Source organism: Burkholderia territorii (assembly GCF_902833055.1).
In the GTDB taxonomy this organism is placed as follows: domain Bacteria; phylum Pseudomonadota; class Gammaproteobacteria; order Burkholderiales; family Burkholderiaceae; genus Burkholderia; species Burkholderia territorii.
This window is the reverse complement of record NZ_CADFEJ010000001.1, coordinates 492,796-519,026: the sequence shown is the minus strand read 5'-3', so window position 1 is coordinate 519,026 and position 26,231 is coordinate 492,796. Positions and strand designations below refer to the sequence as shown.

Genomic DNA, 26,231 nt, shown 5'->3' with positions numbered 1-26,231 from the left:
CGATCGCGCGCGTAGGTCCGCGATCGCCCTTCTCCGCGATTTCCGCCTCGCGTTGCACACGCCGCCCAATTTCGCGGTCTTCGCTCCCCCTTCTCTGGAATCCCCGCCGCCATGTTGCACATGGTGCTGCGCAATTTTCGGTCCCGCCCGCCCCCGCGCGCGAAATGCCACGCATTGAACCGGCGCGCGAATTCGCCGATGTCGGTCATGCACTTTTAAATCATTCGAATGACGAGTATCCTAAAAAAGCACTCCACGTTCGGACGGCGAATCGCGCGCCCTGATTCCCGTCCGCACGTATTGCGGCCCCATCGCGCCATGCGCCGCTGGCGGCGTCCGCATCGCGCCCTGGCCGCACGAACCTTCCCAACCATTCGCAGGAGAGCTGGTGAGCCGACTCGTCGTCGTATCCAATCGCATTGCAGATCCCCGTAAAGCCGCGGCAGGCGGGCTTGCCGTGGCCGTCAAAGACAGCCTGCAGGAATCGGGCGGCGTCTGGTTCGGCTGGAGCGGCAGGCTGCGCAGCGACGGCGAGCGCCCCCCGCACGGCGACGACGTGCAGATCCAGAACGTCGGCGGCATCCAGCTCGCGACGATCGATCTCGATCCGCAGGATTACGACGCGTATTACCTCGGCTACTCGAACAACGTGCTGTGGCCGGTATTCCACTACCGCCTCGATCTCGCGCAGTTCGACCGCCGCTTCGCGGACGGCTACCGCCGCGTGAACCAGCTGTTCGCGCGCAAGCTGAGCACACTGCTGCGCCCCGACGACGTCGTCTGGGTTCACGACTACCAGCTGATTCCGCTTGCCGCCGAACTGCGTGCGATGGGCTGCACGAATCCGATTGGCTTCTTCCTGCACATTCCGATGCCGCCGCCGCCGATCATGGCCGCGATTCCGGAGCACGAATGGCTGATGCGCTCGCTGTTCGCCTACGATCTCGTCGGCTTCCAGACCGAATCGGATCTGCTTCACTTCGAGCATTACGTCGAGGCGGAGGCCGGTGCCGCGCGTCTGCCGGACGGCCGCCTGCGTGCGTTCGGTCGCACGCTGTCGGCCGGCGCGTTCCCGATCGGAATCAACGTCGACGAATTCGCGGCGCTCGCGGAAAACCGCGACGGCATCGACATGTTCGAACGGATGCGCGACGAGTATTCGCGCCGCCAGCTGCTCGTCGGCGTCGACCGGCTCGACTACACGAAGGGGCTGCCGCAGCGCGTGCACGCATTCCGTCAGTTGCTCGAACAATATCCGGAGAACCGCGACCGCGCGACACTGATACAGATCGCCGCGCCGAGCCGCGAGGATCTCGGCGCATACGACGACCTGCGCCGCGAGATGGACAGCCTGTGCGGCGCGATCAACGGCGATTACGGCGAACTCGAATGGATGCCGATGCGCTACATCCACCGCACGGTCGCCCGCAAGCGCTTGCCGGGCCTCTACCGCGCGAGCCGCGTCGCACTCGTCACGCCGCTGCGCGACGGGATGAACCTCGTCGCGAAGGAGTTTCTCGCCGCGCAGGACGAAGCCGATCCGGGCGTGCTCGTGCTGTCGCGATTCGCGGGCGCCGCCGAGCAACTGAAACCCGCGCTGCTCGTAAATCCGTACGACACGCAAGGCACCGCGCAGGCGATCCAGCGCGCGCTCACGATGCCGCTCGACGAACGTCGCCAGCGTCACGACGCGCTGATGGCGATCGTGCGGAAAACCGACGTGCACTGGTGGCGTACGCGCTTTCTCGACGCGCTCGCCGAAGCGGCGGAAGTGGCCGCCGCGACGGAGTCCTGACGCACGCGCACTGCCGCACGCTCATACGCCGGTCGTCTCGCGGTCGAGCACCGCACCGTTCACGTCCCGCACCGCCACCGAGATCGGAATGCCTGCGCGCATGCTCTCGGTCACCACGCAATACGCATCGAACCGGTCGAGCATGCGCGTCGCCGCCGCGAGATCGGCCCACGCCTTGCCGACCGACAGCGTCACGGCCATCGCGCCCACGCGCACCCTGCCCGCCTCGTTCTGCACCATGTCGACGTCGATGTGCGCGGCGACCGGTTGCGGATCGACGCGCTGTTTCTCGAGCGCGAACAACAGGCTTGCCGCGAGGCAGCTCGCGACGGCCGCGGCCAGCAGCCGGACGGGATTCGGGCCGCGGCCGGCGCCGAGCGGCGGCGGCTCGTCGGTGAGCACCGGCGAAAGCCCGGTGCCGGCAAACGTGACTTCGAAACTGAAACGCGCATGCTGCGCGACATCGACCGATACGTGCGCCTCGCTCATGGCGACTCCGTGACTGAAAAAGAGGAAGCGAAACGCCGGCGCAATGCCGCGCCGGCAAGGTTGGACCGCAGCGACGGTGCGGCGCGATCGTGGCCGCCCGCCTGCTGCGCGACACGCTCGCGCTTCAGCGTTCGGGTTTGCGCGGCGGCCCGTATGCGACGAAATCCCGCTCGATCGCCGACGCCTGCTCCGGCGCATTCGCGCTCGCGCCAGGCCCTCGATCGGTCGCGGATGGCGCCGATGGCGCGGCGCCAGGCGGCTCGCGCCCGTCGATGAGCGCCTGCAACGCATCGCGTTCGAGCACCTCGCACGCGAGCAGCCGTCGGGCAATCCGCTCGAGCGCGTCGCGCCGTGCCCCGAGCGTCGACGCGACGCGCGCATGCGCATCGGTCAGCAGCGCATGCACCTCGTCGTCGATCATCCGCGCGGTGTGCTCGCTGCAGCGCCCGTCGCCCGCATGCCATGCGCCCGGCATGCTGGTGCGCGCTTCGCCGTCGTCGAAGCTCACCAGCCCGATCCGCTCGCTCATCCCGTACTGCATGACCATATGGCGCGCCATCGCGCTCGCGCGCTCGAGATCGTTCTGCGCGCCCGTCGACACGTCGCCGAACACGAGCTCTTCCGCGACACGGCCGCCGAGCAGCGCATCGATCCGGTCGAGCAGCTCGCTGCGGCGCAGCACGTAGCGATCCTCGGTCGGCACCTGCTGCGTGTAGCCGAGCGCGGCCACGCCGCGCGGAATGATCGACACTTTCTTCACCGGATCGCAATGCGCGCGGCTTTCCGCGACGAGCGCATGGCCGGCCTCGTGATAGGCGATCGTCAGCTTCTCCTGCGCGTTCATTACGCGGCTCTTGCGCTCGAGGCCGGTCAGCGCGCGATCGATCGCCTCGTCGAAGTCGTCCATCCCGATCGCGGGCTTGCCGCGTTCCGCCGCATGCAGCGCCGCCTCGTTGACGACGTTCGCGAGATCGGCGCCGACGAAGCCCGGCGTGCGCGCCGCCAGTTCGCCGAGATCGACGTCGGCCGCGAGCTTCACGCGCTTCACGTGCACGCCGAGGATCTGGCGGCGGCCGTTCACGTCGGGCCGGTCGATCGCGATGTGACGGTCGAAGCGGCCCGGGCGCAGCAGCGCGGGATCGAGAATTTCCGGCCGGTTGGTCGCGGCCATGATGATCACGCCCGAGCCGGCCTGGAAACCGTCCATCTCGACGAGCAGCTGGTTGAGCGTCTGCTCGCGCTCGTCATTGCCCGACATCGGGCCGACGCCGCGCACCTTGCCGAGCGCGTCGAGCTCGTCGACGAACACGATGCACGGCGCCTTCTGCTGCGCCTGCTCGAACAGGTCGCGCACACGCGCGGCGCCGACGCCGACGAACATCTCGACGAACGCCGAGCCGCTGATCGAGAAAAACGGCACGGCCGCCTCGCCGGCCACCGCGCGCGCGAGCAGCGTCTTGCCCGTGCCGGGCGCGCCGACGACCAGCACGCCCTTCGGAATCTTGCCGCCGAGCCGCTGGTAGCGATCGGGATCGCGCAGGAATGCGACGAGCTGCTGCAGCTCGGCCTTCGCTTCGTCGATACCGGCGATGTCGTCGAACGTGATGCCGGTTTCCTGCTGCACGTAGACGCGTGCGCGGCTCTTGCCCATGCCGGTGAAGTCCTGCAGCCCGCCGCGCTTGCGCAGCATCAGGTTCCAGATGAACACGAACGCGACGAGCGGCACCAGCCACGACGCGAGCGACGTGATCCACCCGGTGTCGGACGTGCCGTGGAAACGGATGCCGGCCGCGGTCAACGTGTCGATCAGCTGCGGGTCCGTCACGCGATTGGTGGCGAAGTGCGGCGGCGTACCCTCCGACTTCACGGCCGCGACTTCGGACGCCGGCAGCATCGCGCCGGCTTGCGGCATCGTCAGCGTGCCGGTGATCGTCGTCGATCCGATCTCGAGATCGTCGACGAGCCGCGCGGCGACGAGACGATGGAAATCGCTGTACGCGATCAGCGTCGACGCCGGACGCAGCATCACCAGTTGCGCGGCGAACAGCACGAAGAAGCCCGCCGCGATCAGCAATCCTGCGTAGTCGAATTTCCTGTCCATGGCATCGGGCCGGCCGGTCGCACCGCTGCGCGCTCATGCCGACCCGCGCGCCGGGCCGGCGCGCGGTATCGGCAGCCGCGCGCATACGGGATGCGTCCGCGTCTTCGTCGCCTCGTTTCGTCGCATGAATGACACCGCGAACGCGCGCGATGCGCCGTTCGCGCGGGCGACGCACGGCAGCACGCCACCCATGATTCAAGTCTAGTTCGCGCGCACGCGTCGCGCAGCGTCCGACAAACAGCTTTCATCGACGCGGCCCCGCGCGTTATAGTCGCGTTCATGACATTTTCGTGACAGCCGACACCGCCCTGCGCGGGCACGACGCCGGCCGTCGCATTGCGTGCCGCGTCGCGGCAGGCCGCGCGACGCTGCCGCGCATCGAACGACAATCATCCATCCGAGGAGCTCACGACGTGAACGACACACCCGATCGCCCCGACGACCTTCCCGTCGATCCCGACCGCCGCCGCATGCTCGGCGGCCTCGCCGCACTCGGCGCCGGCGTCGCGCTCGGCGGCTGCGAGACCGCACCGGGTGGCGCGCCGCGCTCCGCCGCCGATCTGCGGCTCGACGAAGCGCTGCGTCGGCAGGTGCGCCACATCGTCGTGATCTATGCGGAGAACCGCAGCTTCGCGAACCTGTACGGCGATTTTCCGGGCGTGCGCTATCCACTGAGCGAAGTGCGGCCCGAGCAGGCGCAGCAGCTCGATCGCGACGGCAAGACGCCGTTGCCCGTGCTGCCGAAGATCTGGGGCGGGCTCGTGCCGCAGGCGCAGGAAGTGGACGGCAAGCGCTACGCGATCGCCGAGCGCGACATCGACAAGCTGCCCAACGCGCCGTTCCGGATCGCCGACGCGCAAGGCAAGCCGCTGCCGAACGGCGTGATCACGCGCGACCTGTGGCATCGCTTCTATCAGAACCAGATGCAGATCGCCGGCGGCCGCAACAACCAATTCGCCGCATGGGCCGATTCGGGCGGCCTCGTGATGGGCCATTACCGCAATTCCGCCGACACGCTGCGGCTGTGGAATCTCGCGCGGCAATACACGCTGTGCGACAACTTCTTCATGGCCGCCTTCGGCGGTTCGTGGCTGAACCACATGTTCCTGATTTCCGCGCAGCCGCCGATCTATCCGGACGCGCACAAGCATCCGCATGCGGCGAAGCTGCTGTCGAAGGTCGACGGCGACGATCCGGCCGGCACGCGGCTGACGCTCGCCGCCGATTCGCCGGCCTCGGCGCTCGACGGCCCGCCGAAGTTCGCGGTCGACGGCCCGCTGACACCCGACGGCTACGGCGTCAACACGATGGCGCCGCCTTACCAGCCGAGCTACGTGCCGCCGGCCGATCCCGGCAACGCCGCATACGCGGATCCGGCCGACCATCGCGTGATTCCGCCGCAAGTCCATGCGACGATCGGCGACCGCCTGTCGGAAAAGAATATCGACTGGGCGTGGTACAGCGGTGCATGGCAATACGCGCTCGAGCACCGCGACACCGGCACGGTGCCGGACTTCCAGTACCACCACCAGCCGTTCAACTACTTCGCGAACTATGCGCCCGGCACCGACGCGCGCCGCAAGCATCTGCGCGATGCGGGCCTCGGCGACGAGCCGTCGACCAATCACTTCATCGCCGACATCGATGCGGGCCGCCTGCCGGCCGTCGCGTTCTACAAGCCGCAGGGCAACCTGAACATGCATGCAGGCTATGCGGACGTCGAATCGGGCGATCGCCACATCGCGAACGTGATCGAGCGCATCCGGCGCGGCCCGCAGTGGGCGAACACCGTGATAGTGATGACGCACGACGAGAACGGCGGCTGGTGGGATCACGTCGCGCCGCCGGTCGGCGATCGCTGGGGCCCGGGTTCGCGGATTCCCGCGCTCGTGATCTCGCCGTTCGCGAAGAAGGGTCATGTCGACCACACGATGTACGACACGAACTCGATCCTGCGCTTCATCAGCCGCGTGCACGGGCTCGCGCCGCTCGACGGCGTCGCCGCGCGCGACAAGGCGTTCGCGTCGCGCGGCGAGACGCCGCCCGGCGACCTGACCAACGCGCTCGATTTCGGCTGACGGTCGTTCGACGTTCGACCGACGTCCGCCCGAACACGACGACGCCCCGGTGCAACACGGTTGCCCGGGGCGTCGTTCTTTCCGGTTCGGGCGACGCTACGCGGCGCTGCGCAGCGCGTCGCTCGCCGCATGCGCGGCGTGACGGCCGGCCTGCCGGCCGAAGAACGTCGCGTCGGCCAGCGACAGTCCCGAGCTGTACCCGGCGCCCCAGCGCGGCAGCCCGCAGCTCGTGCGGCCGGCCGCATAGAGGCCGGCCACCGGCACGCGCGCCGCGTCGAGCACCTGCCCGGTGGGCAGCGTATCGAGCCCGCCCAGCGTGAAATGCGGATAGAACGCGTAGTCGATCCGGCAATCGAGCGCGACGAACGGCGGCTCGATCAGCGGCCTCAGCCACTTCTTCGCCTTGTGGAACAGCGGATCGACGCCTTCTGCCGCATGGCGGTTGTAGACGTCGACGGTCGCCGTCAGCGTGCCGGCGGGCATCTGCAGGTCGCGTTCGACTTCCTCCCATGTCTCGCCGGCCGCCGCAATGCCGATCCGCGCGATCGCGGGCGGCTCCCGGTAGGTCGCCTGGTCGACCAGCAGGTAGATCCGGTCGTCGGCCTGATGGAACGCGTGATGGCCGGTGCGGCCGTGATAGCCGTCCTCGTTGATGAAGCGCTGGCCGCGCGCGTTCACGAAGATGCCGCGGATCAGCGATTCGGGCGCGTAGAACGGCAGGCTGACGAAGCCCTGGTCCATGTGGATCGCGGCTCCGCCCGCGCTCTGGCCAAGCAGGATGCCCGAGCCGTCGTCGCCGGGGCTGCCGATCGGTTCGTCCGAGCGCAGCAATTGCGGCGCGTGCCGGCGCACCATGTCGCGGTTCATCGCGAAGCCGCCCGCGCACAGGATCACCGCGCGGCGGGCGCGCACGCATGCCGTCTCGCCGTACGCGCGCAGCACGACGCCGCGCACCGCGCGCGCATCGTCGACGATCAGCGCCAGCGCGCGCGTGTCGTAGCGGGTCGACACACCGAGCGCCTGCACGCGCTCGGCCAGCACGCGCATCAGCATCTGGCCGCCGCCCCAGCCCGGCCATTGCGGCGTGTGGCCGCGCGGGCACGGCTTCGCGGCCTCGCTGAACGGCCAGGCCTCCTCGCTGCCCGACCAGATCAGGCAGTCGTCGGTTTCCGGTTCGACGATCCGCTCGGCGATGAACGTGTTCTTGTACGTGAGGCCCTGCGCGACGAGCCAGTCGTGATGCGCGAGGCTCTCGTTCGCGTAGAGACGCACCTTCGCGTCGTCCGCGTCGCGGCCGCCCGCGAGCATCAGGTAGCGGTACAGGTCCTCGGTATCGTCGCTGAAGCCGGCCTGCCGCTGCGCAGGCGTGCCGCCGCTGCCGCCGAGGTAAATCTCGCCGCCGGACAGCGCGCTCGTGCCGCCGTAGCTCGATGCGCGCTCGACGATCAGCGTGTCGGCGCCGGCGCTCGCGGCTTCGATCGCCGCGCACGCGCCGGCCGCGCCGAAGCCGACGATCACGACGTCGTGTTCGGCACCCCAGCGAGGCACGTCGCGGATGTTCAAGGGGCGGGTCAGGGAATAGTCGGATGACATGGGAGCCATGGGTCTGCGTGAAGGGAATCGGTGAAAAGCGGTCGGCATGGCAGGCGTCGCCGGTATAGCCGACTCGCTACGGACGTCGACGCGTTGTCGGTGAACGCGCTCGACGGCTGGCGCCTTGCGTCGCGTCGTAGGCCGAGAAGTCTGACGGCATCCGAAAGCCGGACGGGCCGCACCTGCCGCGCGGTGCGCGGCGCAGGTATCGCGGTGCGCCGTCCGGCCGGTCCGTCAGGAGGCCGCCGCATCGCGGTGTCGCCGTGGTGCCCTGGCGCCATCGCGTCGGCACGGCCGCGCCCGCGTCACATGCCGCGCAACGCGGCGAAGCCGAAGTGCGACGGATCGATCGGGACGCAACCGGTCGGCAGGCCGTTCGAGTCGACCGAGCGGCATTGCAGGATGCCGGCCGCGTACGGCGGCGACGGGACCTGCTCGGCGCCGTATCGCGCCATTGCCATGGCCGCGAGCGTGCCGATCGCCAATACGCACAGCTTGCGAGTCGAAAGTCTCATGATCGTCGTCCCCTCCGGTTGGCCGTCGTCGCGGTTCGTGCCCGGCGACTGGCCACGTGCAGCGCCGCCGGATGACTGCACGGTAGCCAGCGCCGGCCCGCCGGCCATCGTCCATTCCGACTAGGGGCAAACGCGAAGCTGGTTCGATGCGGCGTGCCGCATCGCAGCATTACCGTGCGATCGGCTCGCTTGAATGACCGGCGAGGTGCCTTCCCTGGACCGTCGCGATGGGTCGCCTCGCCGTTCGACCCATGCCGCGCATCCATCGCCGCATCGCAGCATCCGGCGCTGCGCCGTCGTCGCTCCCGGTGTTTTCCCCGATCCTTGCCCTGCTCCGTATGGATGATGAGGATCGACCGGTCCGGTGCGAACCTGCGCATCGACGCCGCAATGCCGCCGCGGCCGCGCGGGCGGCGCGGCAGACGCTTTCCGTTCACTCACGGGAGTACCGCATGACCGATCCGAATGCCTGCCACGCGCTGTACGAACTTGCGTGCCGTTATGCGCAAGCCGTCGACCGGCGCGACTGGCCGCGCCTCGCCACGCTCTTCACCGTCGACGCGCAGCTCGACGGCCCCGGTTTTCGCTTCGACGACCGCGACGCGATCGTCGCCGGAATGAGCGTGATCGAACGCTACGAGACGACCCAGCATCACGTGCACAACCAGCTCGTCACGCTCGAGGGCGGCGAAGCCGATGTCGAGACTTACGGCGTCGCGTGCCACGTCTATGTGCGCGACGGCGTGAAGCGCAAGCTCGACTGGGGGCTGCGCTATCGCGACCGCTGCGTGCTCGACGGCGGCACGTGGCGCTTCGCCACGCGCACGCTGCACGTCGACTGGTCGCAAGACCTGCCGCTGGAGGGCTGAACGATGCGCTCGCCCCTGCCTCTCGCCGGCCGCACCGCGCTCGTCACGGGCGGCGCCGGCGGCATCGGCGCGGCCTGCGCGCACGCGCTCGTCGCCGATGGCGCGGCCGTCGTGCTGATGGGCCGTCGCCGCGACGCGCTCGAACGCGCACGGCGGCACCTGGTCGACGCCGTGCCCGGCAGCCGCGTCGAGATCCACGCCGGCGACGCCTGCGACGACGCCGACCTGCAGGCCGCGCTCGATACCGCATGGGCACTCGACGGCCGTCTCGACATCGTCGTGCCGACCGTCGGCAGCGCCGGGTTTCGCCCGCTGCTGATGCACGACGCCGACAGCTTCCGCGCGGAAATCGACCTGAACCTGCACAGCGCGTTCGCCGCGATTCGTCACGCCGCGCCGCGGCTCGCCGACAGCGGCGGCGGCTCTATCGTCTGCATCTCGTCGACGGCCGCGCGCATCAATTTCCGCTGGCTGACTGCGTACTGCACCGGCAAGGCCGCGCTCGAAGCGCTGGTGCGCGGCGCGGCCGAGGAGCTGGCCGGCGCGAGGATCCGCGTCAATGCGGTGCGGCCCGGCCTCACGCGCTCCGAAGCCACCGCGCCGATGTTCGACGACCGTGCGCTGGTCGACAGCTTCCTCGAACAGATTCCGCTCGGCACGCTCGGCGAACCGGAAGCGATCGCCCGCGCGGTGCGCTATCTGGCGGGCCCCGAGTCGGGCTGGGTCACGGGCCAGAGCTTCGCGGTCGACGGCGGCCACGAGCTGCGCGCCAATCCGCGCGTCGACGCCACGATCGCGCAGATCTACGGCGCGGCCGCGCTCGATGCAGTGAGGGCCGGCCGTGCGCCGGGCACCGCTTGAGCGGCCGCGTTCCTTCAACACATCACAGGAAATCGACCCAAAGATGAATCGAGTCGCAAACAAGGTCGCGCTGGTCACCGGCGCGGCGAGCGGCGTCGGCCGCGAGGATGCGCTGCTGCTGGCCGCCGAGGGCGCGCGTGTCGTGCTCACCGACATCGACGAGGATGCCGGACGCGCGCTCGCGCGTGAAATCGGCGATACGGCGCTGTTCGTGCGCCAGGACATCGCGGACGAGGACGGCTGGCGGCACGCGATCGCGTCGACGCTCGATCGTTTCGGACGCCTTGACGTACTCGTCAACAACGCGGCGATCTGCCCGGTCGGCTCGATCGAGGACACGAGCCTCGATACCTGGCGGCGCGTGCTGCGCGTCAATGCGGACGGTTATTTCCTCGGCTGCAAGTACGCGATCGGCGCGATGAAGGACAACGACACGCCCGGATCGATCGTGATGATGTCGTCGGTCGCCGCGCTCGGCGGCCTGCCGATGATGTGCGCGTACACCGGCTCGAAAGGCGCTGTGACGGCGCTCGCGCGCAGCGTCGCCGTGCACTGCAAGCGCAGCGGCTACCGGATCCGTTGCAACTCGATCCACCCGGACGGAATCTGGACGCCGATGACCCGGGCGCTGATGCCCGATCTCGACCCGGCCGAACTCGGCATCGGCAACGATCCGATGGCACGCATGTGCGACCCGCGGGACGTCGCGAATCTCGTGCTGTTCCTCGCATCCGACGAGTCGCGCTTCGTGAACGGCGCGGAGCTGCGGATCGACAACGCGCAACTCGTTTCGTCGCTGTGACGCGGCGCACCGCTTTCCCGTTCGAAGGAGTGTCGTGATGATTTCATTTGCCGGCAAGACGGTGCTGGTCACCGGCGGCGGCGCGGGCATCGGCCGCGCGTGCGCGGAAGCATTCGGTGCGGCGGGCGCGCGCGTCGCGGTGGCCGAGCGCGATCCCGCCCGCGCGCAGGACGTCCGTCAGGCGCTCGAAGCAGCGGGTGTCGACGCGCTCGTCGGTACCGTCGACGTCACGCGCCGCGACGAGGTCGATGCATTTGCGCGGACGATCGACGCACGCTTCGACGGCCTCGACGTGCTCGTCAACAACGTCGGCGATTTCCTGCAGATCGCGAAGCCGTTCGACGACCATACCGACGACGACATCGCGCGCCTGTTCGACGTGAACCTGCGCCAGGTGTTCGTCGTCACGCGCGCGATGCTGCCGTTGCTGCGCAAGCGCGGCGCGGGCGGCAGCATCGTCGGCGTGTCGTCGATCGAGGGCTTTCGCGCGATTCCGAACTGCACCGTCTATGCGTCATTCAAGGCCGCGCTGACCGGTTTCACGAAAAGCCTCGCGCTCGAACTCGGGCCGGCCGGCATCCGCGTAAACCAGATCGCGCCGGAGACCACTGAGACGCCGCAGGTGCCCGTGAGCGCGATGGTCGCGGCTGAGCATCGCGCACACATCCCGCGCTGGATTCCGCTCGGGCGCTTCGGAGCGGCCGGCGACATCGCGGGTGCCGCGCTGTTCCTCGCGAGCCCGCTTGCCGCGTGGATCACCGGCACGACGCTGCACGTGGACGGCGGCGCGCTCGCGGCGGCCGGCTGGTATCGGGACCCGAACGGCTTCTGGACCAACATGCCGGTCGTCACGGGTAACGGCTTCAACTTCTGAACGACGCCGCGCGCGGCTTCATCCGTTCAATCGTCGGTTCAATTCATGCGGCGCGCCCGCGCCGCCCTCGGAGACATCATGAAGATCCTGATCATCGGCGGCACCGGCCTCATCGGCGGCCACGCGGCGCTGCATCTGCACGCGCAAGGCAACGACGTGACGCTCGCCGCGCGCAAGCCGCCCGCGCCGGGCAGCGCGCTCGCGCAGTTCGACGTGCTGCTGCGCGATTACGTGGCCGGCAACTTCACGCGTGACGAGCTCGCACCGTTCGACGCGATCGTGTTCGCGGCGGGCAACGACATCCGTCACCTGCCGCCGGGCACCGACGAAGCCGCGCACTGGGAACGCGCGAACGTCGACGCGGTGCCGCGCTTCTTCGCGCTCGCGCGCGACGCGGGCGTGAAGCGCGCGGTGCTGGTCGGCAGCTTCTATCCGCAGGTCGCGCCGGCGCTCGTCGACACGGTGCCGTACGTGCGCTCGCGCCATCTCGCCGACGAACGCGTGCGCGCGCTCGCGTCGCCGTCGTTCGCGGTGTGCAGCGTCAATGCGCCGTTCGTCGTCGGGTCGGTGCCGGGGTTGCACAACGAGATGTTCGCCGCGTACACGGGCTATGCGCAGGGCAAGCTCGCCGGCCTGCCGGTGTACGGGCCGGCCGGCGGCAGCAACTTCATCTCGACGCAATCGCTGTCTGAAGCGATCTGGGGCGCGCTGCAACGCGGCGAATCGGGCAAGGCATATCTCGTCGGCGACGAGAACCTGAGCTTCGCCGACTATTTCGCGGCCTTCTTCCGCGCGGCCGGCAATCCGCAGCCGGTGCCGTCGCTCGATCAGGAGCATCCGCTGCTGCCGGATATCGCGATCTATACGGGGCGCGGCAACGTCGTGTCGTACGAACCCGATCCGGCCGATATCGCGCTGCTGCGCTACCGGCGCGGCGACGTGCAGCGCGCGGTGAACGAGGTGGTCGCGCAGTGCGGCGCGTAAGCGCACGGCCGGCGCGGCACGCACAACGCTGAAACGAAGCAGAAACAAAAACGTCCCGCCGCCGGCGATGCTTGCCGGCGGCGGGACGTTCTTGCCACCACGTCGTTACCAGGTGACTTTGACTCGAATCGTCAGCCGCCGATGCGCTGTTCGATCTTCTTCATCGTGTCGGTCAGCTCGGGCGGCAGACGCAGCTTCAGCGTGTCGAACAGCGCCGCATGCAGCTTCAGTTCGTCACGCCATTCGTCGGCGTTCATCGACGTCACCGCATCGAACTGCTCGCGCGTGAAGTCGAGCCCGTCCCAGTGCAGGTCTTCGTAGGCCGGCGACACGCCGAACGCATGTTCGCCGCCACCGCCCTGACCCTCGAGGCGGTCGAGCATCCACTTCAGCACGCGCATGTTCTCGCCGAAGCCCGGCCACACGAACTTGCCGTTCGCGTCCTTGCGGAACCAGTTCACGCAGTAGATCTTCGGCAGCGTCGCGCCCGTGCGTTCGAGCTGCTTGCCGAGCTTCAGCCAGTGCGCGAAATAATCGCTCATGTTGTAGCCGCAGAACGGCAGCATCGCGAACGGGTCGCGGCGCACGACGCCCTGCTGGCCGGCTGCGGCGGCGGTCGTCTCAGAGCCCATCGTCGCGGCCATGTACACGCCCTCGATCCAGTCGCGTGCCTCGGTCACGAGCGGCACGGTCGTCGAGCGGCGGCCGCCGAAGATGAACGCGTCGATCGGTACGCCGGCCGGGTTCTCCCAGTCCGCGTCGATCGACGGGCATTGCGATGCCGGTGCCGTGAAGCGCGAATTCGGATGCGCGGCCTTGCGACCGGTTTCCTTGCCGATCTCCGGCGTCCACGGGTTGCCCTGCCAGTCGGTCAGCTTCGCGGGCGGTGTGTCGGTCAGGCCTTCCCACCACACGTCGCCGTCCTCCGTCAGCGCGACATTCGTGAAGATCACGTTTTCCTTCAGCGTCGCGATCGCGTTCGGGTTGGTCTTCACGCCCGTGCCCGGCGCGACGCCGAAGAAGCCGGCCTCCGGGTTGATCGCATACAGGCGCCCGTCGCGGCCGGGCTTCAGCCATGCGATGTCGTCACCGATCGTCGTGACCTTCCAGCCGTCGAAACCCTGCGGCGGGATCAGCATCGCGAAGTTGGTCTTGCCGCACGCGGACGGGAACGCCGCCGCGACGTGATACTTCTTGCCGGCCGGCGACGTCACACCGAGGATCAGCATGTGTTCGGCGAGCCAGCCCTGATCGCGGCCCATCGTCGACGCGATGCGCAGCGCAAAGCATTTCTTGCCGAGCAGCGCGTTGCCGCCGTAGCCCGAGCCGAAGCTCCAGATCTCGTGCGTCTCGGGGAAGTGCACGATGTACTTGACCGGGTTGCACGGCCACGGCACGTCCTGTTGCCCTGCTTCGAGCGGATGGCCGACGCTGTGCACGCACGGCACGAATTCGCCGTCCTCGCCGAGCACGTCGTAGACCTCGCGACCCATGCGCGTCATGATCCGCATGTTCACGGCCACGTACGGGCTGTCGGACAGCTCGACGCCGACGTGCGCAATCGGCGAGCCGAGCGGGCCCATCGAGAACGGCACGACGTACAGCGTGCGGCCGCGCATCGAACCGCGAAACAGGCCGTTGAGCGTCTCGCGCATTTCTTCCGGCGCGATCCAGTTGTTGGTCGGGCCGACGTCGTCGGGCGATTCGGTACAGATGAAGGTGCGATCCTCGACGCGCGCGACGTCCGACGGATCGGACTGCGCGAGATACGAGTTCGGGCGCTTCGCGGGGTTCAGGCGCTTGAGCGTGCCCTGGTCGACCATCGCCTGGCACAGCGCGTCGTTTTCTTGCTGCGAGCCGTCGCACCAGACGACGCGCTCGGGCTCGGTGAGCGCCGCGATTTGCGACACCCAGTCGATCAGTTTGCGATGCTTGACGAATGCCGGGGGAGCGATCAGCGGGCCGTGCGTCGCTTCGGCCAGATTGGGTTGCGACATGAGAATGTCTCCAGACTATTGGGCGGGGATGGCGGATGCGGGACGAACCCGCGAGATGGGGAATGCGGTCGGAGCGCAGGATGCAGCGACGCGCAAGGCGGGACACGCGAGCGGAGCGCGTATCGATGCCGCGATGCGGGCGAGAGAATGTGATGTCTCGTATGAGTGTGCGAACGCGAGTTTCGCCATGCAAGCAACCTGCCGTACAACTCCATGCCGGCCAGCATACCATCGCCGTTATTGGGCGGGCGTTGCGTTGCAACAAGAAACAATTGTCACGACGCGCCGGCATGCTGCTTGCCTGCAGGTCTTTTTTACTGCGTCGGCGCGTGCGCTTTGGGGACGAAACGGCTGGAACGTCCGCCCTGCAAGGGTCTCGCGAAAACGGAAAAAACCGCGCGACCGTTCGCCTGCGATGCACGCGAATGGTCGCGGCGCGAATTCGTTTTTGCGCTACTCAGGCAAACCCTGAATTAGGTTGCGCACACAAACATCCGTCACGGATGCGTTGTGTGCGGTACCCCTCAAAACGGCGCGCCCGGCAATCCGGGGTAATACGCGCCCGCGGCCATCCCGCCGTCGACGGACAGTTCGGCGCCGTTGCAGTACGACGCTTCGTCGCTCGCGAGAAACAGCGTCGCCCGCGCGATTTCGTCAGGCAAGCCGACGCGCTGCAGCGGCACGTGCGTGTAGTGCTTGTTGACCTCGTCGAGCGGCGCGCCGGTCGGATTCGACATCGCAGTATTGACGCCGCCGGGATGGATCGAATTCACGCGCACGCCCTGGTGGCCGAGTTCGAGCGCCGCCACCTTCGTCAACCCGCGCACGCCCCATTTGCTCGATACGTAGGCGGCCAGCGCGTTCACACCGCGCAGCCCGTCCACCGACGAGATATTGACGATCGACCCGCGCTTCTGCGCGATCATGCGCGGTGCGATCGTGCGGATGCCGACGAACGTGCCGACCAAATTGATCGATACCGCACGCTCGAAATCGCGTTTCGACAATTCGGTGATCGCGCCGAACGTCAGCACGGCCGCGTTGTTCACGAGCACGTCGATGCGGCCGAACTGCTCGACGGTCGCATCGGCAACGCGCGCCCAGTTCGCTTCGTCGCTCACGTCCAGCCGCATGAAGCGTGCCGCGTCGCCGAGCTCACGCGCAAGCGCCTCGCCCTCCGCGTCGAGCACGTCGCCGATCACGACGCGCGCGCCTTCCTCGACGAACAGCCTGCACGTTGCGGCGCCCATCCCGCGCGCGCCGCCCGTGACGATCGCCACCTTTCCTTCCAGTCGACCCATGTCGTTTTCTCCTCGATGCTTTCCGATTCCGGTTTGCCGGCCTCGGCGCGTTGCCACGCGCGAGCGGCCGGCCGTTGATGTGCGGCGCGTTCGCCGTCAGCCCCAGTACGCCTGCCCGCCATCGAGCGGCAGCGTCGCCCCCGTCAGGTATCCGGCGTCGCGGCTCGCGAGGAACACGATCGCGCGCCCGATGTCGCGCTCGCAGTCGCCGACGCGGCCGAGCGGGATCGTGCGGAAGAACGCGGCTGCTTCGTCCGGGTTAGCGTCGACCCATCCCTTCAGCCCCGGCGACAGCGCATGCGGTGCGACCGCGTTCACGCGAATGCCGTCGGCCCCCCATTCGCATGCCGCCGCGCGCGTGAGCGCGCGAATCGCTTCCTTGGTCGCCGCGTACGCGCCGTAGCCCGACGTGTCCCAGCGCACCGCGGCCGACGACGCGAAATTGACGATCACGCCATCGCCCTTCAGATGCGGATGACACGCGCGCATCATGCGCAGCGTCGCGATCGGCCCCGACTCGAGGCCCGCGAGAAAATCCGCGTCGGTCACGTCGAGCAGGCGGCCGAGCGGCACGACCTGCGCGTTGTTGATCAGGATCTGCACGCCGCGAAACCGCTCGACGACCGCATCGACGCACCGCGCGATCTGCGCGGCATCCATCACGTCGCATACGAACGGTTCCGCGACGCCGCCGCGTGCGCGAATCGCATCGCAGGTCGCGATCAGCTTGTCGCGCGTGCGGCCGACCACGGCCACTTGCGCGCCTTCCGCCGCGAGCGCGTGCGCAACGCCTTGCCCGACACCCTGCCCCGCACCCGTGACGAGCGCGACCTTGCCTTCGAGAATGCCCATCTGCGCTCCTTACGCGACGATTGCCGGATGTGCCTGCACGGGCCCGCCGAGCAGCTCGCGATACGACGGCGGCTGCTTGCCGTCGAGATCCGCGATGCCGTACCGCAGCGCGGCTTCCGCACCGACCAGCACCTGCCCCGACAACGCCATGCGCTGCGGATCGGCATGGATCGCCTGAATCACGCGGCCGGTGAATTCCGGGCTTTCGGCGACGAGCGAGAACTCCTTGTAGAGATCCGGATGCTCGTCCCACACGCGCGTCGTGCGTTCGGTGCGCAGCGGACCCATCCAGATCGACACGGCGGCGACGTCGAACGGCTTCAGGTCGACGGCCATGTCCTTCGCGAACTTGTCGACGCCCGATTTCTGCGCGCCGTACGCGGCGCCGTGCATGTAGCAGCTCGCGCCGAACGACGACGTGAACGCGATCAGCCCGCTGCGGCGCCTCGTCATCAGCGGCGCGGCGTGCCAGCTCGCGACGTACGCGGAGCGCAGCCCGACGTCAAGGATGTTCACGAGATCGAGCGACTTCTCCCAGAACGGGCCCGGCAGGATCAGCTGGTCGTGCAGATACGTCGCGTTGTTGACGAGGATGTCGAGGCGCCCGCTGTCGCGTTCGACGCGCTCGAACAGCGCCTTCACCTGTGCGTCGTCCGCGTGGTCGCATGCGACGGCGATCCCGCGTCCGCCCAGCGAATCGATCTCGCGCGCGGTTTCGTGGATCGTGCCGGGCAACGGCGCGTCGCCTTCGTGCTGCGAGCGGCCCGTCACGTAGACGGTCATGCCGGCCGCGCCGAGCGCGCGCGCGATGCCCTTGCCCGCGCCGCGCGACGCGCCCGTCACGACGGCGACGGGGGCCTCGTGGTTCTGTGCCATGTTCGATGTCTCCCGGGGAATGTCTTCAACCTGCGTGGATCGCGCGCGTCGTCACGCGACCGGCGGCTGCGTGCCGGCGAACAGCACGCCCGGCGCGTCGCCGTCGTAGCGGGCCGACAACGTCGACGTGACGACGCAGCGCGTGGCCGCAATCTTCCATTCGCCGTCGACCTTCCGGTATTCGTCGTCGTAGGTCGCGCCGAGCTGCGTGAGCGTGCGTGCATTGGTATCGAGCATCTGGTAATGCAGGCCCCACGTGCCGCGCGCATGCGTGTCGTCGAGCACGGTGATATCGGGATTCACGCCGTGGTGCATCTCGACGATGTGCGGGTGGCAGCCGAGCCGCTCGAACACGTCGACGAGCGCGTCGCGGTGGTCGAACGTGCCGATGCGTCCATAGTCGATATGCACGGCGCCGGGCGTGAAGCACTCGCGCATCCCTTCGGGATCCTTCCGGTCGCAGCACGTGAAGTAGCGCGCCTTCAGGCGGCGGATCGCGTCGGCGTCCTCTAGCCTGCGCACGCGCGCTTCCATTCGTTCGATCGGGGTCATGCCGCCTCCTTGGTGTCGTGTGCGCGGATCGAAACCGCGTCGACGCCACGTTACAGGCGCACGGGAAGCCGGCCATCACCTGTTTGGATGAACCTCGATGCCGCATATCGCACGGAATCGAGTGCAGTCCGCGGCGTTCATCCGATCAGACGATGTGACACGGGCAGCTTCGTTCCTACCATCCGACGACACCACCACGAGACACGGCGATGGACGAGACGACCCGCACGCTCCACGAGTACGAGCAGATCCGCCAACTGAAGTACCGGTATTTCCGCGCGATCGACACGCACGACTGGTCGCTGCTCGCGCAGTGCCTGACCGAGGATTGCGAGGCGCGCCTGTACGGCGGCCGCTATGCGTACGACGGGCGCGACGCGTTCGTGTCGAGCCTGCGCGAACTGATCGGCAAGCCGATCTTCCTGACGATGCATCACGGCCACCACCCCGAGCTCACGCTGGTATCCGCCGATCATGCGTGCGGCGTGTGGTTTCTCGAGGATCACGCGATCAATCTGGAGGACAACTACCTGCTGCACGGCACCGCGTTCTACGACGACCAGTACGTGAAGCACGACGGCGTGTGGCGCATTCACGCGACGCGTCACGAGCGCCTGTTCGAAACCGTCACGTCGCCGATTCCGCCGTCGTGCACGCTGACCGCCAACCGCTTCGCACCCGGCGCATCCGACGCACCGGGTGCGAACGACTCGGCCGTCAACGCTTCCTGAAACCCGGCGGCAGCGCCGCCGACCTCGTCATTCCCTTTGGAGCCGGAGCAATGGAGAAAGTCATTTACGTGTTGTGGCGCGACGCGCAGGCCGCGCCCGAGCAATGGAGCCGCAGCGTGCGCGCGCAGCTCGCCGACAAGCTGTTGTCGCTGGGCGCGCACGGCGTGCAGGTCAACGTCGCCGACGCCGACGTCGCGCCGGCCGCCGGCCTGAAGCAGACCAACACGCACCCGGGCATCGACGGGATCGTCGCGGTGTGGCTCGACAGCGCGAACCCGATGTTCCGCCAGCCGTTCGACGACGCGGTGCGTTCGATCGTCCCGCATATGGCCGCGTACCTCGTCACCGAGTCGCAGCCGATTCCGAACACGCGCTTTCCGGCGCGGCCCGGCGAGCGCACGACCGGCTTCTCTCAGCTCGCGTTCCTGAAGCGGCCGCCGCGTCTCACGCACGAAGCGTGGCTCGACGTATGGCACGGCCACCACACGCGCGTCGCGATCGATACGCAGGACAACTTCCTGTACGTGCAGAACGTGGTCGTGCGCGCGCTCACGCATGCGGCGCCCGGCTACGACGCGATCGTCGAGGAATGCTTCCCGGCGGCCGCGATGACCGATCCGCATGCGTTCTTCGATGCGGTCGGCGACGACGGGAAATTCCAGCGCAACGTCGCGGAGATGATGGACAGCTGCGCACGCTTCATCGATTTCGACAAGATCGACGTGGTGCCGACGAGCCAGTACATCGTGAAGGCCGTGCGCGGATAAAAAAAAACGCCAACCCGCAATGAACGGGTTGGCGTCGTGCCGCGGGTGTGACGATTACGAGAACTGGTTCATCGTGTTGTCCTTGCCCGCCGCCTTCAGCGCGGCTTCGCCGCTGAAGTATTCCTTGTGGTCGTCGCCGATATCCGAGCCGGACATGTTCTGGTGCTTGACGCACGCGATGCCCTGACGGATTTCCTTGCGCTGCACGCCGGCCACGTAGCCGAGCATGCCCTGTTCGCCGAAGTATTCCTTCGCGAGGTTGTCGGTCGACAGTGCGGCCGTGTGGTACGTCGGCAGCGTGATCAGGTGGTGGAAGATGCCTGCTTCACGCGACGCATCGGCCTGGAACGTGCGGATCTTCTCGTCGGCGAGCTTGGCCAGTTCGGTCTCGTCGTACTCGACGCTCATCAGCTGTGCACGGTCGTACGCCGACACGTCCTTGCCCGCTTCCTTCATCGCGTCGTACGCCTGTTGACGGAAGTTGAGCGTCCAGTTGAACGACGGGCTGTTGTTGTACACCAGCTTCGCGTTCGGGATCACCTTGCGGATTTCCTTGACCATGCCGCCGATCTGCGCGATGTGCGGCTTTTCGGTTTCGATCCACAGCAGGTCGGCGCCGTTCTGCAGCGACGTGATGCAGTCGAGCACGCAACGCGCTTCGCCCGTGCCGGCGCGGAACTGGAACAGGTTGCTCGGCAGGCGCTTCGGACGCAGCAGCTTGCCGTCGCGCTTGATGACGACGTCACCGTTGCCCAGCTGGTCGGCCGACAGTTCTTCGCAATCGAGGAACGAGTTGTACTGGTCGCCCAGGTCGCCCGGCTGGTTGGTGACGGCGATCTGCTTGGTGAGGCCGGCGCCCAGCGAATCGGTACGCGCGACGATGATGCCGTCGTCCACGCCCAGTTCGAGGAATGCATAGCGGATCGCGCGGATTTTCGCGAGGAAGTCCTCGTGCGGCACGGTGACCTTGCCGTCCTGGTGGCCGCACTGCTTCTCGTCGGACACCTGGTTCTCGATCTGGATACAGCACGCGCCCGCTTCGATGAATTGCTTGGCCAGCAGGTACGTTGCTTCCGCGTTGCCGAAGCCGGCGTCGATGTCGGCGATGATCGGCACGACGTGCGTCACGTGGTTGTCGATCTTTTCCTGGATCGCGGCCTTGGCAGCCGGGTCCTTCGCGGCATCCAGTTCGCGGAACAGGCCGCCCAGCTCGCGCGCGTCGGCCTGGCGCAGGAACGTGTACAGCTCGCGGATCAGCGCGCTGACCGACGTCTTTTCGTGCATCGACTGGTCCGGCAGCGGGCCGAACTCCGAGCGCAGCGCGGCAACCATCCACCCCGACAGGTACAGGTAACGGCGTTCGGTGCTGTTGAAGTGCTTCTTGATGGAGATCATCTTCTGCTGGCCGATGAAACCGTGCCAGCAGCCCAGCGACTGCGTGTACTTGGACGGATCGGCATCGTACGCGGCCATGTCGGCGCGCATGATCTTCGCGGTGTACTTCGCGATGTCGAGGCCCGTCTTGAACTTGTTCTGGGCACGCATGCGGGCGGCATACTCGGGATTGATGGCATTCCACGCGCTGCCGTGGTTTTCCTTCAAGCCAGCCACTGCCTTGATGTCGTCTTGATATTGGGACATGTCAATCTCCTGGGAACGAAGCGCATTTGAGTAAAGGGTTCAGCGTGCCCGCTTCGTGTGACGAAGCGAACTGCATGGACTCAATGGTAACGCCGCCCGATCCGTTTTCGACGAAGTCTTATATAAGACATAAGATATAAATTTCGCTTGCTTTTCAATGAGATAAGCGGTGCGTTTTGCGATGCAAAACAGGTTTTCAAGCGGCGGGACGGGCGCGTGACGGGAATTTCGCGCGCATGCCGCAATATGAAATGGTCTTTCGGCAGTTGGTGGGAATCCCGATTGGGCGGTGCATGCGCCGAACCTGCGCCACGCGAATGACAAAACGTCTATACTTGGACAATTCATCGATAGCGATGCGCAAGCGCGCCGTCCCCGCGCACCGCGATGCGCGCCCTCCTCTGCCCGGATCGACATGAGCGACTATCCCGTTTTCGACGCGCTGTGCGAGCTGCTGACCACCGCCGGCGCGCGGTTCCGCGTGCTGGACCACCCGGCCGAAGGCAAATCCGACGTAATCGCCGCGATTCGCGGCACGCGTCCCGAGCAGGGCGCGAAGGCAATGCTCTGCACGTTCAAGGACGGCGGCGACGCCACCGCCCTTGCGGTCATCCCCGGTCATCTGAAGATCGATTTCCGCAAGGTCGCCGACGCGGTCGGCCGCCGCAAGGCAACGCTCGCGCCGCCCGAACTTGCGGCCACCGTCACGCGCTGCGTGATGGGCGCCGTGCCGCCGTTCGTGTTCGACTCGAACGTGACGCTCGTCGTCGACCCCGCGCTGATCGAACTCAACGATGAAATCGCGTTCAACGCGGGTCGCCTCGATCGCTCGGTCGTGCTCGACGCATCCGACTACGTGCGAATCGCCCGCCCGCTGCTGGCCGACATCACGCGACCGCAGACGGCCGACGCACCCGCGCCCGAGGCCAGCACATGACCACGCCCCACGCCAGGCCACTGTCGGAGCAGGCATCGCTGATCGAGCAGGTGCTGCGCATCGCCGAAGGGCTCGGCGCGATGTTCGGGCCGTTCACCGAAGTCGTCGTGCACGACCTGCGCACGCCGGAGCACGCGATCCTCGCGATCCACAACAACCTGTCGGGCCGCGCGATCGGCGATCCGGCGACCGAACTCGGGCTCGCCCGCATCGAGGACGACGACTTCCCGCAGGTGCTCGCGAACTACGCGAACCGCTTCGCCGACGGCCGCACCGCGAAAAGCACGTCGATCGGCATCAAGGATTCGAGCGGCCGCTACGTGGCCGCGCTGTGCCTGAACGCCGACGTCACGCTGTTTCGCGGTTTCCAGGGCATGCTGAACCAGTTCTGCAGCACCGAAGGTGCGCCCGTGGCCGAAACGCTCGACCCGGCCGGCGCGGATGCGATCCGGCAGCGCATCGACGCGTTCGCGACGCGCCTTGCGACCACGCCGCGCGAACTGAAGACCGAACAGCGCCGCGAGCTGATGCAGATGCTGAAGGCCGACGGCTTTCTCGAGGTGCGCCGCGCGATGGAAATCGTGTCGCAGCACCTCGGCGTGTCGCGCGCCACTGTATACAACGATGCGAAATGATGCGTGAGGCCGACGTGCCCGTCGCGCGCCCCGCCAACCTTTTGACCGACTCTTCCGACGAGCGACTCATGAACACACCGACCCTCCCCACCTATGACGACGTCGCGGCCGCCGCGGCACGACTCGACGGCCACGCGCACCGCACGCCCGTGATGACGTCGCGAACGATCGACGAAGCGCTCGGCGCGCAGGTGTTCTTCAAGTGCGAGAACCTGCAGCGCATGGGCGCGTTCAAGTTCCGCGGCGCGTTCAACGCGCTGTCGCGCTTCGACGCGACGCAACGCCGTCACGGTGTCGTCGCGTTCTCGTCGGGCAACCACGCGCAGGCGATCGCGCTGTCGGCGCGCATCCTCGGCATCCCGGCGACGATCGTGATGCCGCAGGACGCGCCGGCCGCGAAGATGGCCGCGACGCGCGGCTACGGCGGCAACGTCGTGACCTACGATCGCTATACCGAGGACCGCGAGCAGATCGGCCGCGCGCTCGCCGAGAAGCACGGGCTCACGCTGGTGCCGCCGTACGACCACGCGGACGTGATCGCGGGCCAGGGCACGGCGGCGAAGGAACTGTTCGACGAAGTCGGGCCGCTGGACGCCGTGTTCACGCCGCTCGGCGGCGGCGGCCTGCTGTCGGGCACGGCACTCGCGACGCGCGCGCTGTCGCCGCACGCGAAGCTGTACGGCGTCGAACCGGAAGCCGGCAACGACGGGCAGCAATCGTTCCGGTCCGGTTCGATCGTCCATATCGACACGCCGCGCACGATCGCCGACGGCGCGCAGACGCAGCATCTCGGCAACCTGACGTTCCCGATCCTGCGCCGCGACGTCGACGACATCCTGACCGCGACCGATGCGGAACTCGTCGACTGCATGCGCTTTTTCGCGACGCGTATGAAGATTGTCGTCGAACCGACCGGTTGCCTGTCGCTCGCGGCCGCGCGCCGGATGAAGGACGAACTGAAAGGCAAGCGTGTCGGCATCGTGATCAGCGGCGGCAACGTCGATCTCGAGAACTTCTGCGCGCTGATCGCCGCCTCCGCGTGATGCGTTGCGGCGCGCGGATGGCCGTATGAACATCCTGTCATCCGCGCGCCGCCGCTCCTTCACGTCGCGTTAAGTTTCGCGCCCTAGACTGAATGCGTGATTTCGCAGTCTGTCGTGAAGAAGGAGTCGCCATGAACACGCACGCGATCGTCGCCGCCGCCGTCGCGGCCGCATCCGTCACGGCGTTCGCGCAACCGGGCGCGACGTCATCCGGTTTTTCCACCATTTCGCCGCGCGATCCGGTCGCGCAGGCCGTCCCCCGTTCGCCCGCCCTGCCGCATGCGGGCTTCGTGCTCGCGAAGATCGATCAGAACAATACGCCGCCCGATCGCGGCGGCGACCCGAACGGCCGCACGCACGCCGGCATGCATATGTAACCCGGCACGTGAGCCGGCCGCGTCGGTCGGCCGGCCCGCGTCATCTCATTACAACGACGGCAGCGACGGGTCGCGCGCGGCGAGGATGTCTGCGGTGCGCCGCTGCAGCGCGCCGTCGATCGCCTGCGGCTGCGGAATCAGCCAGTAACGCCCGTCGCGAATGCCGTCGAACGCCCGCGCTGCAAATGCGTCGGGCGTGAGGCCGTGCGCGTTCAACATCGCGCGCATCGTCTCGACGAAGCCCCGCACCTCCGGCCGCTCGTGCGCGGCGCCGAACGGGTCGTTGAAAATGCCCGTCTGCACCGGGCCCGGCGCGAGCAGCGACACGCCGACCGGCGCGCCGAGCATCTTCAGTTCGCCGTAAAGCGATTCGGTCAGCGCGACCACCGCGAATTTCGTCGCCGAGTAAGGCGACATCAGCGGGCTCGGCAGGAATCCGCCGACCGACGCGGTATTGACGATGCGCGCCGGCACGTTGCGCTCGAGCATGCGCGGCACGAAGCTGCGGAGCCCGTTCATCACGCCGTGCACGTTGATCGCGAAACTGCGCTCGAACCGCTCCGGCGTGATTTCCCAGCTGAAGCCGGTGGTCATCACGCCCGCGTTGTTGAACAGCAGGTCGACGCCGCCGAAGCGTTGCCACGCGGCGTCGGCCAGTGCGTCGACGGCCTCGGGGCGGCTGACGTCGGTCGGCACGCACAGCACGTCGGTGTCGAGCGTCGCGGCGAACGCGTCGAGCTTCGCCGGATCGAGATCGGCCAGCACCACGCGCATGCCGAGCGCGGCCGCGTGGCGCGCAAGCCCGCTGCCGATGCCGCTGGCCGCGCCGGTAATCACGGCGGTACCGCCGTCGAAGCGAATCTGGGTCGTCATGTCAGTGTCCTGTGTGGTCGATGCGCGAATGCGCGAATGCGCGAATGCGGGATTCAAGGGTGCCGGCCGCCGGGGCGGCCGCACCGCGAGCGCCGACAGAATGTCGTGCGCGGGCCGCTTCGCGTCAGCCCGCGATATCCGCAACATGCAGCACGAGCCGGGCTTTCGCGTCGCCCATTTGAACGAGATCGAGCACGCGCGCCGCACGTTCGAGTGGAGCTCGCGCAGCACGCCCCCGGACGAAGCGTTCGGCGGTCACGCCAACGTGGCCGCCTTCCTCGTCTTTCCGTTTCGTCTGATGTAACGCGATGCCGAGGTCTCCCGAGACGGAATTCGGGACGAATCCGCCGCGCACTGACGTTTTTTCGCATCCCTGCGTGCTTCGCCAATTGACGCAGCGGAGTGCTCGCCATTACGCTTGCGCGCTGATGGTTCCCGGACACGGGATCAAAAGGGAACGCAGGAGAGGCAGCGCCTCGAATCTGCGGCTGCCCCCGCAACTGTGAGCGGCGAATTCGCACTCCCCCACGCCACTGGGAAACCGGGAAGGCCGGTGCGAATAGCGACCCGCGAGCCAGGAGACCTGCCATCGACCCGAGGTCCAAGCAGCCGCGCCGGGCGGGGTGTCCCGGAGCGCCAGGCGCCGCCTTTCGCGGTCGCCCCGTTGCACGGACGGCCCGACCTCAGG

At 67.8% G+C, this 26,231-nt stretch carries 25 protein-coding genes and 1 riboswitch; of the genes, 14 read left to right on the top strand and 11 right to left on the bottom strand.

Translation table 11 applies throughout. The annotated features are described in order from the left end of the window. The first annotated feature begins 388 nt into the window (after nucleotides 1-388). On the top strand, nucleotides 389-1,795 hold the full coding sequence (gene otsA, locus HW466_RS02320; RefSeq protein ID WP_059507454.1) for an alpha,alpha-trehalose-phosphate synthase (UDP-forming): 1,407 nt from the start codon (nucleotides 389-391) through the stop codon (nucleotides 1,793-1,795). Between the two features lie 21 nt (nucleotides 1,796-1,816). On the opposite strand, the gene HW466_RS02315 is transcribed toward otsA, so the two are convergent. Both HW466_RS02315 and ftsH read right to left on the bottom strand, forming a co-directional pair. Further along, the gene (locus HW466_RS02315; RefSeq protein WP_059507455.1) at nucleotides 1,817-2,284 is read right to left on the bottom strand and encodes an OsmC family protein; all 468 of its coding nucleotides are present in this window, start codon (nucleotides 2,282-2,284) and stop codon (nucleotides 1,817-1,819) included. A gap of 124 nt (nucleotides 2,285-2,408) precedes the next feature. Continuing rightward, the gene (gene ftsH, locus HW466_RS02310; protein WP_151004759.1) at nucleotides 2,409-4,385 is read right to left on the bottom strand and encodes an ATP-dependent zinc metalloprotease FtsH; all 1,977 of its coding nucleotides are present in this window, start codon (nucleotides 4,383-4,385) and stop codon (nucleotides 2,409-2,411) included. 413 nt (nucleotides 4,386-4,798) lie between these two features. On the opposite strand from ftsH, the gene HW466_RS02305 reads away from it, so the two are divergent. Beyond that, a complete protein-coding gene (locus tag HW466_RS02305) occupies nucleotides 4,799-6,463 on the top strand; it encodes an acid phosphatase (protein WP_174905375.1) in 1,665 nt (554 codons plus the stop codon). A 96-nt stretch (nucleotides 6,464-6,559) separates the two neighbouring features. On the opposite strand, the gene HW466_RS02300 is transcribed toward HW466_RS02305, so the two are convergent. Together HW466_RS02300 and HW466_RS02295 are read right to left on the bottom strand one after the other, a co-directional pair. Then, nucleotides 6,560-8,056, bottom strand: coding sequence for an FAD-dependent oxidoreductase (locus tag HW466_RS02300; protein ID WP_174905417.1), 1,497 nt, complete (start codon nucleotides 8,054-8,056; stop codon nucleotides 6,560-6,562). Nucleotides 8,057-8,361: 305 nt separating this feature from the next. Further along, the gene (locus HW466_RS02295; RefSeq protein WP_059507734.1) at nucleotides 8,362-8,571 is read right to left on the bottom strand and encodes a hypothetical protein; all 210 of its coding nucleotides are present in this window, start codon (nucleotides 8,569-8,571) and stop codon (nucleotides 8,362-8,364) included. A 452-nt stretch (nucleotides 8,572-9,023) separates the two neighbouring features. Here HW466_RS02295 and HW466_RS02290 point away from each other — a divergent pair, with 452 nt between their 5' ends. From HW466_RS02290 to HW466_RS02270, 5 genes are all read left to right on the top strand, one after another. Continuing rightward, a complete protein-coding gene (locus HW466_RS02290; RefSeq protein WP_151007182.1) occupies nucleotides 9,024-9,440 on the top strand; it encodes a nuclear transport factor 2 family protein in 417 nt (138 codons plus the stop codon). 3 nt (nucleotides 9,441-9,443) lie between these two features. Beyond that, a complete protein-coding gene (locus tag HW466_RS02285; protein ID WP_174905374.1) occupies nucleotides 9,444-10,301 on the top strand; it encodes an SDR family NAD(P)-dependent oxidoreductase in 858 nt (285 codons plus the stop codon). A 43-nt stretch (nucleotides 10,302-10,344) separates the two neighbouring features. Then, nucleotides 10,345-11,103, top strand: coding sequence for an SDR family oxidoreductase (locus HW466_RS02280; protein ID WP_059800459.1), 759 nt, complete (start codon nucleotides 10,345-10,347; stop codon nucleotides 11,101-11,103). Nucleotides 11,104-11,140: 37 nt separating this feature from the next. Continuing rightward, nucleotides 11,141-11,977: an SDR family NAD(P)-dependent oxidoreductase gene (locus tag HW466_RS02275; protein ID WP_059773819.1), complete on the top strand. Its 837-nt coding sequence runs from the start codon at nucleotides 11,141-11,143 to the stop codon at nucleotides 11,975-11,977. A 78-nt stretch (nucleotides 11,978-12,055) separates the two neighbouring features. Then, nucleotides 12,056-12,961 (top strand): NAD-dependent epimerase/dehydratase family protein, encoded by a 906-nt coding sequence (locus tag HW466_RS02270; protein ID WP_059541321.1) that lies wholly within the window; start codon nucleotides 12,056-12,058, stop codon nucleotides 12,959-12,961. 131 nt (nucleotides 12,962-13,092) lie between these two features. On the opposite strand, the gene HW466_RS02265 is transcribed toward HW466_RS02270, so the two are convergent. The 5 genes from HW466_RS02265 to HW466_RS02245 form a co-directional block, all read right to left on the bottom strand. Continuing rightward, nucleotides 13,093-14,958: a phosphoenolpyruvate carboxykinase (GTP) gene (locus HW466_RS02265; RefSeq protein ID WP_151003492.1), complete on the bottom strand. Its 1,866-nt coding sequence runs from the start codon at nucleotides 14,956-14,958 to the stop codon at nucleotides 13,093-13,095. 524 nt (nucleotides 14,959-15,482) lie between these two features. Next, on the bottom strand, nucleotides 15,483-16,259 hold the full coding sequence (locus HW466_RS02260; protein WP_059450350.1) for a glucose 1-dehydrogenase: 777 nt from the start codon (nucleotides 16,257-16,259) through the stop codon (nucleotides 15,483-15,485). 96 nt (nucleotides 16,260-16,355) lie between these two features. Beyond that, nucleotides 16,356-17,111: an SDR family NAD(P)-dependent oxidoreductase gene (locus HW466_RS02255; RefSeq protein WP_151003490.1), complete on the bottom strand. Its 756-nt coding sequence runs from the start codon at nucleotides 17,109-17,111 to the stop codon at nucleotides 16,356-16,358. 9 nt (nucleotides 17,112-17,120) lie between these two features. Further along, nucleotides 17,121-17,987, bottom strand: coding sequence for an SDR family NAD(P)-dependent oxidoreductase (locus HW466_RS02250; protein WP_151003488.1), 867 nt, complete (start codon nucleotides 17,985-17,987; stop codon nucleotides 17,121-17,123). Nucleotides 17,988-18,038: 51 nt separating this feature from the next. After that, a complete protein-coding gene (locus tag HW466_RS02245; protein ID WP_059869747.1) occupies nucleotides 18,039-18,539 on the bottom strand; it encodes a nuclear transport factor 2 family protein in 501 nt (166 codons plus the stop codon). Between the two features lie 209 nt (nucleotides 18,540-18,748). On the opposite strand from HW466_RS02245, the gene HW466_RS02240 reads away from it, so the two are divergent. Both HW466_RS02240 and HW466_RS02235 read left to right on the top strand, forming a co-directional pair. After that, nucleotides 18,749-19,270, top strand: coding sequence for a nuclear transport factor 2 family protein (locus HW466_RS02240; protein WP_151003486.1), 522 nt, complete (start codon nucleotides 18,749-18,751; stop codon nucleotides 19,268-19,270). A gap of 50 nt (nucleotides 19,271-19,320) precedes the next feature. Next, nucleotides 19,321-20,037, top strand: coding sequence for an EthD domain-containing protein (locus HW466_RS02235; RefSeq protein WP_151003484.1), 717 nt, complete (start codon nucleotides 19,321-19,323; stop codon nucleotides 20,035-20,037). Nucleotides 20,038-20,091: 54 nt separating this feature from the next. On the opposite strand, the gene HW466_RS02230 is transcribed toward HW466_RS02235, so the two are convergent. Beyond that, a complete protein-coding gene (locus tag HW466_RS02230) occupies nucleotides 20,092-21,678 on the bottom strand; it encodes an isocitrate lyase (protein ID WP_059450356.1) in 1,587 nt (528 codons plus the stop codon). Nucleotides 21,679-22,093: 415 nt separating this feature from the next. On the opposite strand from HW466_RS02230, the gene HW466_RS02225 reads away from it, so the two are divergent. The 4 genes from HW466_RS02225 to HW466_RS02210 all read left to right on the top strand — a co-directional run bounded on the left by HW466_RS02225 (nucleotide 22,094) and on the right by HW466_RS02210 (nucleotide 24,670). Then, complete coding sequence (locus tag HW466_RS02225; protein ID WP_151003482.1) at nucleotides 22,094-22,615, top strand: YbaK/prolyl-tRNA synthetase associated domain-containing protein; 522 nt, start codon at nucleotides 22,094-22,096, stop codon at nucleotides 22,613-22,615. After that, nucleotides 22,612-23,250, top strand: a complete 639-nt coding sequence (locus HW466_RS02220) for a helix-turn-helix transcriptional regulator (RefSeq protein ID WP_059507471.1) — start codon at nucleotides 22,612-22,614, stop codon at nucleotides 23,248-23,250. The genes HW466_RS02225 and HW466_RS02220 overlap by 4 nt, the downstream gene beginning before the upstream one ends. A 68-nt stretch (nucleotides 23,251-23,318) precedes the next feature. Further along, nucleotides 23,319-24,293 (top strand): threo-3-hydroxy-L-aspartate ammonia-lyase, encoded by a 975-nt coding sequence (locus tag HW466_RS02215; RefSeq protein WP_059541350.1) that lies wholly within the window; start codon nucleotides 23,319-23,321, stop codon nucleotides 24,291-24,293. Between the two features lie 131 nt (nucleotides 24,294-24,424). Further along, on the top strand, nucleotides 24,425-24,670 hold the full coding sequence (locus HW466_RS02210) for a hypothetical protein (protein WP_059507473.1): 246 nt from the start codon (nucleotides 24,425-24,427) through the stop codon (nucleotides 24,668-24,670). Between the two features lie 48 nt (nucleotides 24,671-24,718). Here the strand turns inward: HW466_RS02210 and HW466_RS02205 are convergent, their stop codons facing one another. Then, nucleotides 24,719-25,543 (bottom strand): SDR family NAD(P)-dependent oxidoreductase, encoded by an 825-nt coding sequence (locus tag HW466_RS02205; RefSeq protein WP_059944399.1) that lies wholly within the window; start codon nucleotides 25,541-25,543, stop codon nucleotides 24,719-24,721. On the opposite strand from HW466_RS02205, the gene HW466_RS02200 reads away from it, so the two are divergent. Continuing rightward, nucleotides 25,542-25,847, top strand: a complete 306-nt coding sequence (locus HW466_RS02200; RefSeq protein WP_170296619.1) for a hypothetical protein — start codon at nucleotides 25,542-25,544, stop codon at nucleotides 25,845-25,847. The genes HW466_RS02205 and HW466_RS02200 overlap by 2 nt on opposite strands. Nucleotides 25,848-25,955: 108 nt before the next feature. Beyond that, nucleotides 25,956-26,148, top strand: a riboswitch (cobalamin riboswitch). Nucleotides 26,149-26,231: the final 83 nt, after the last annotated feature.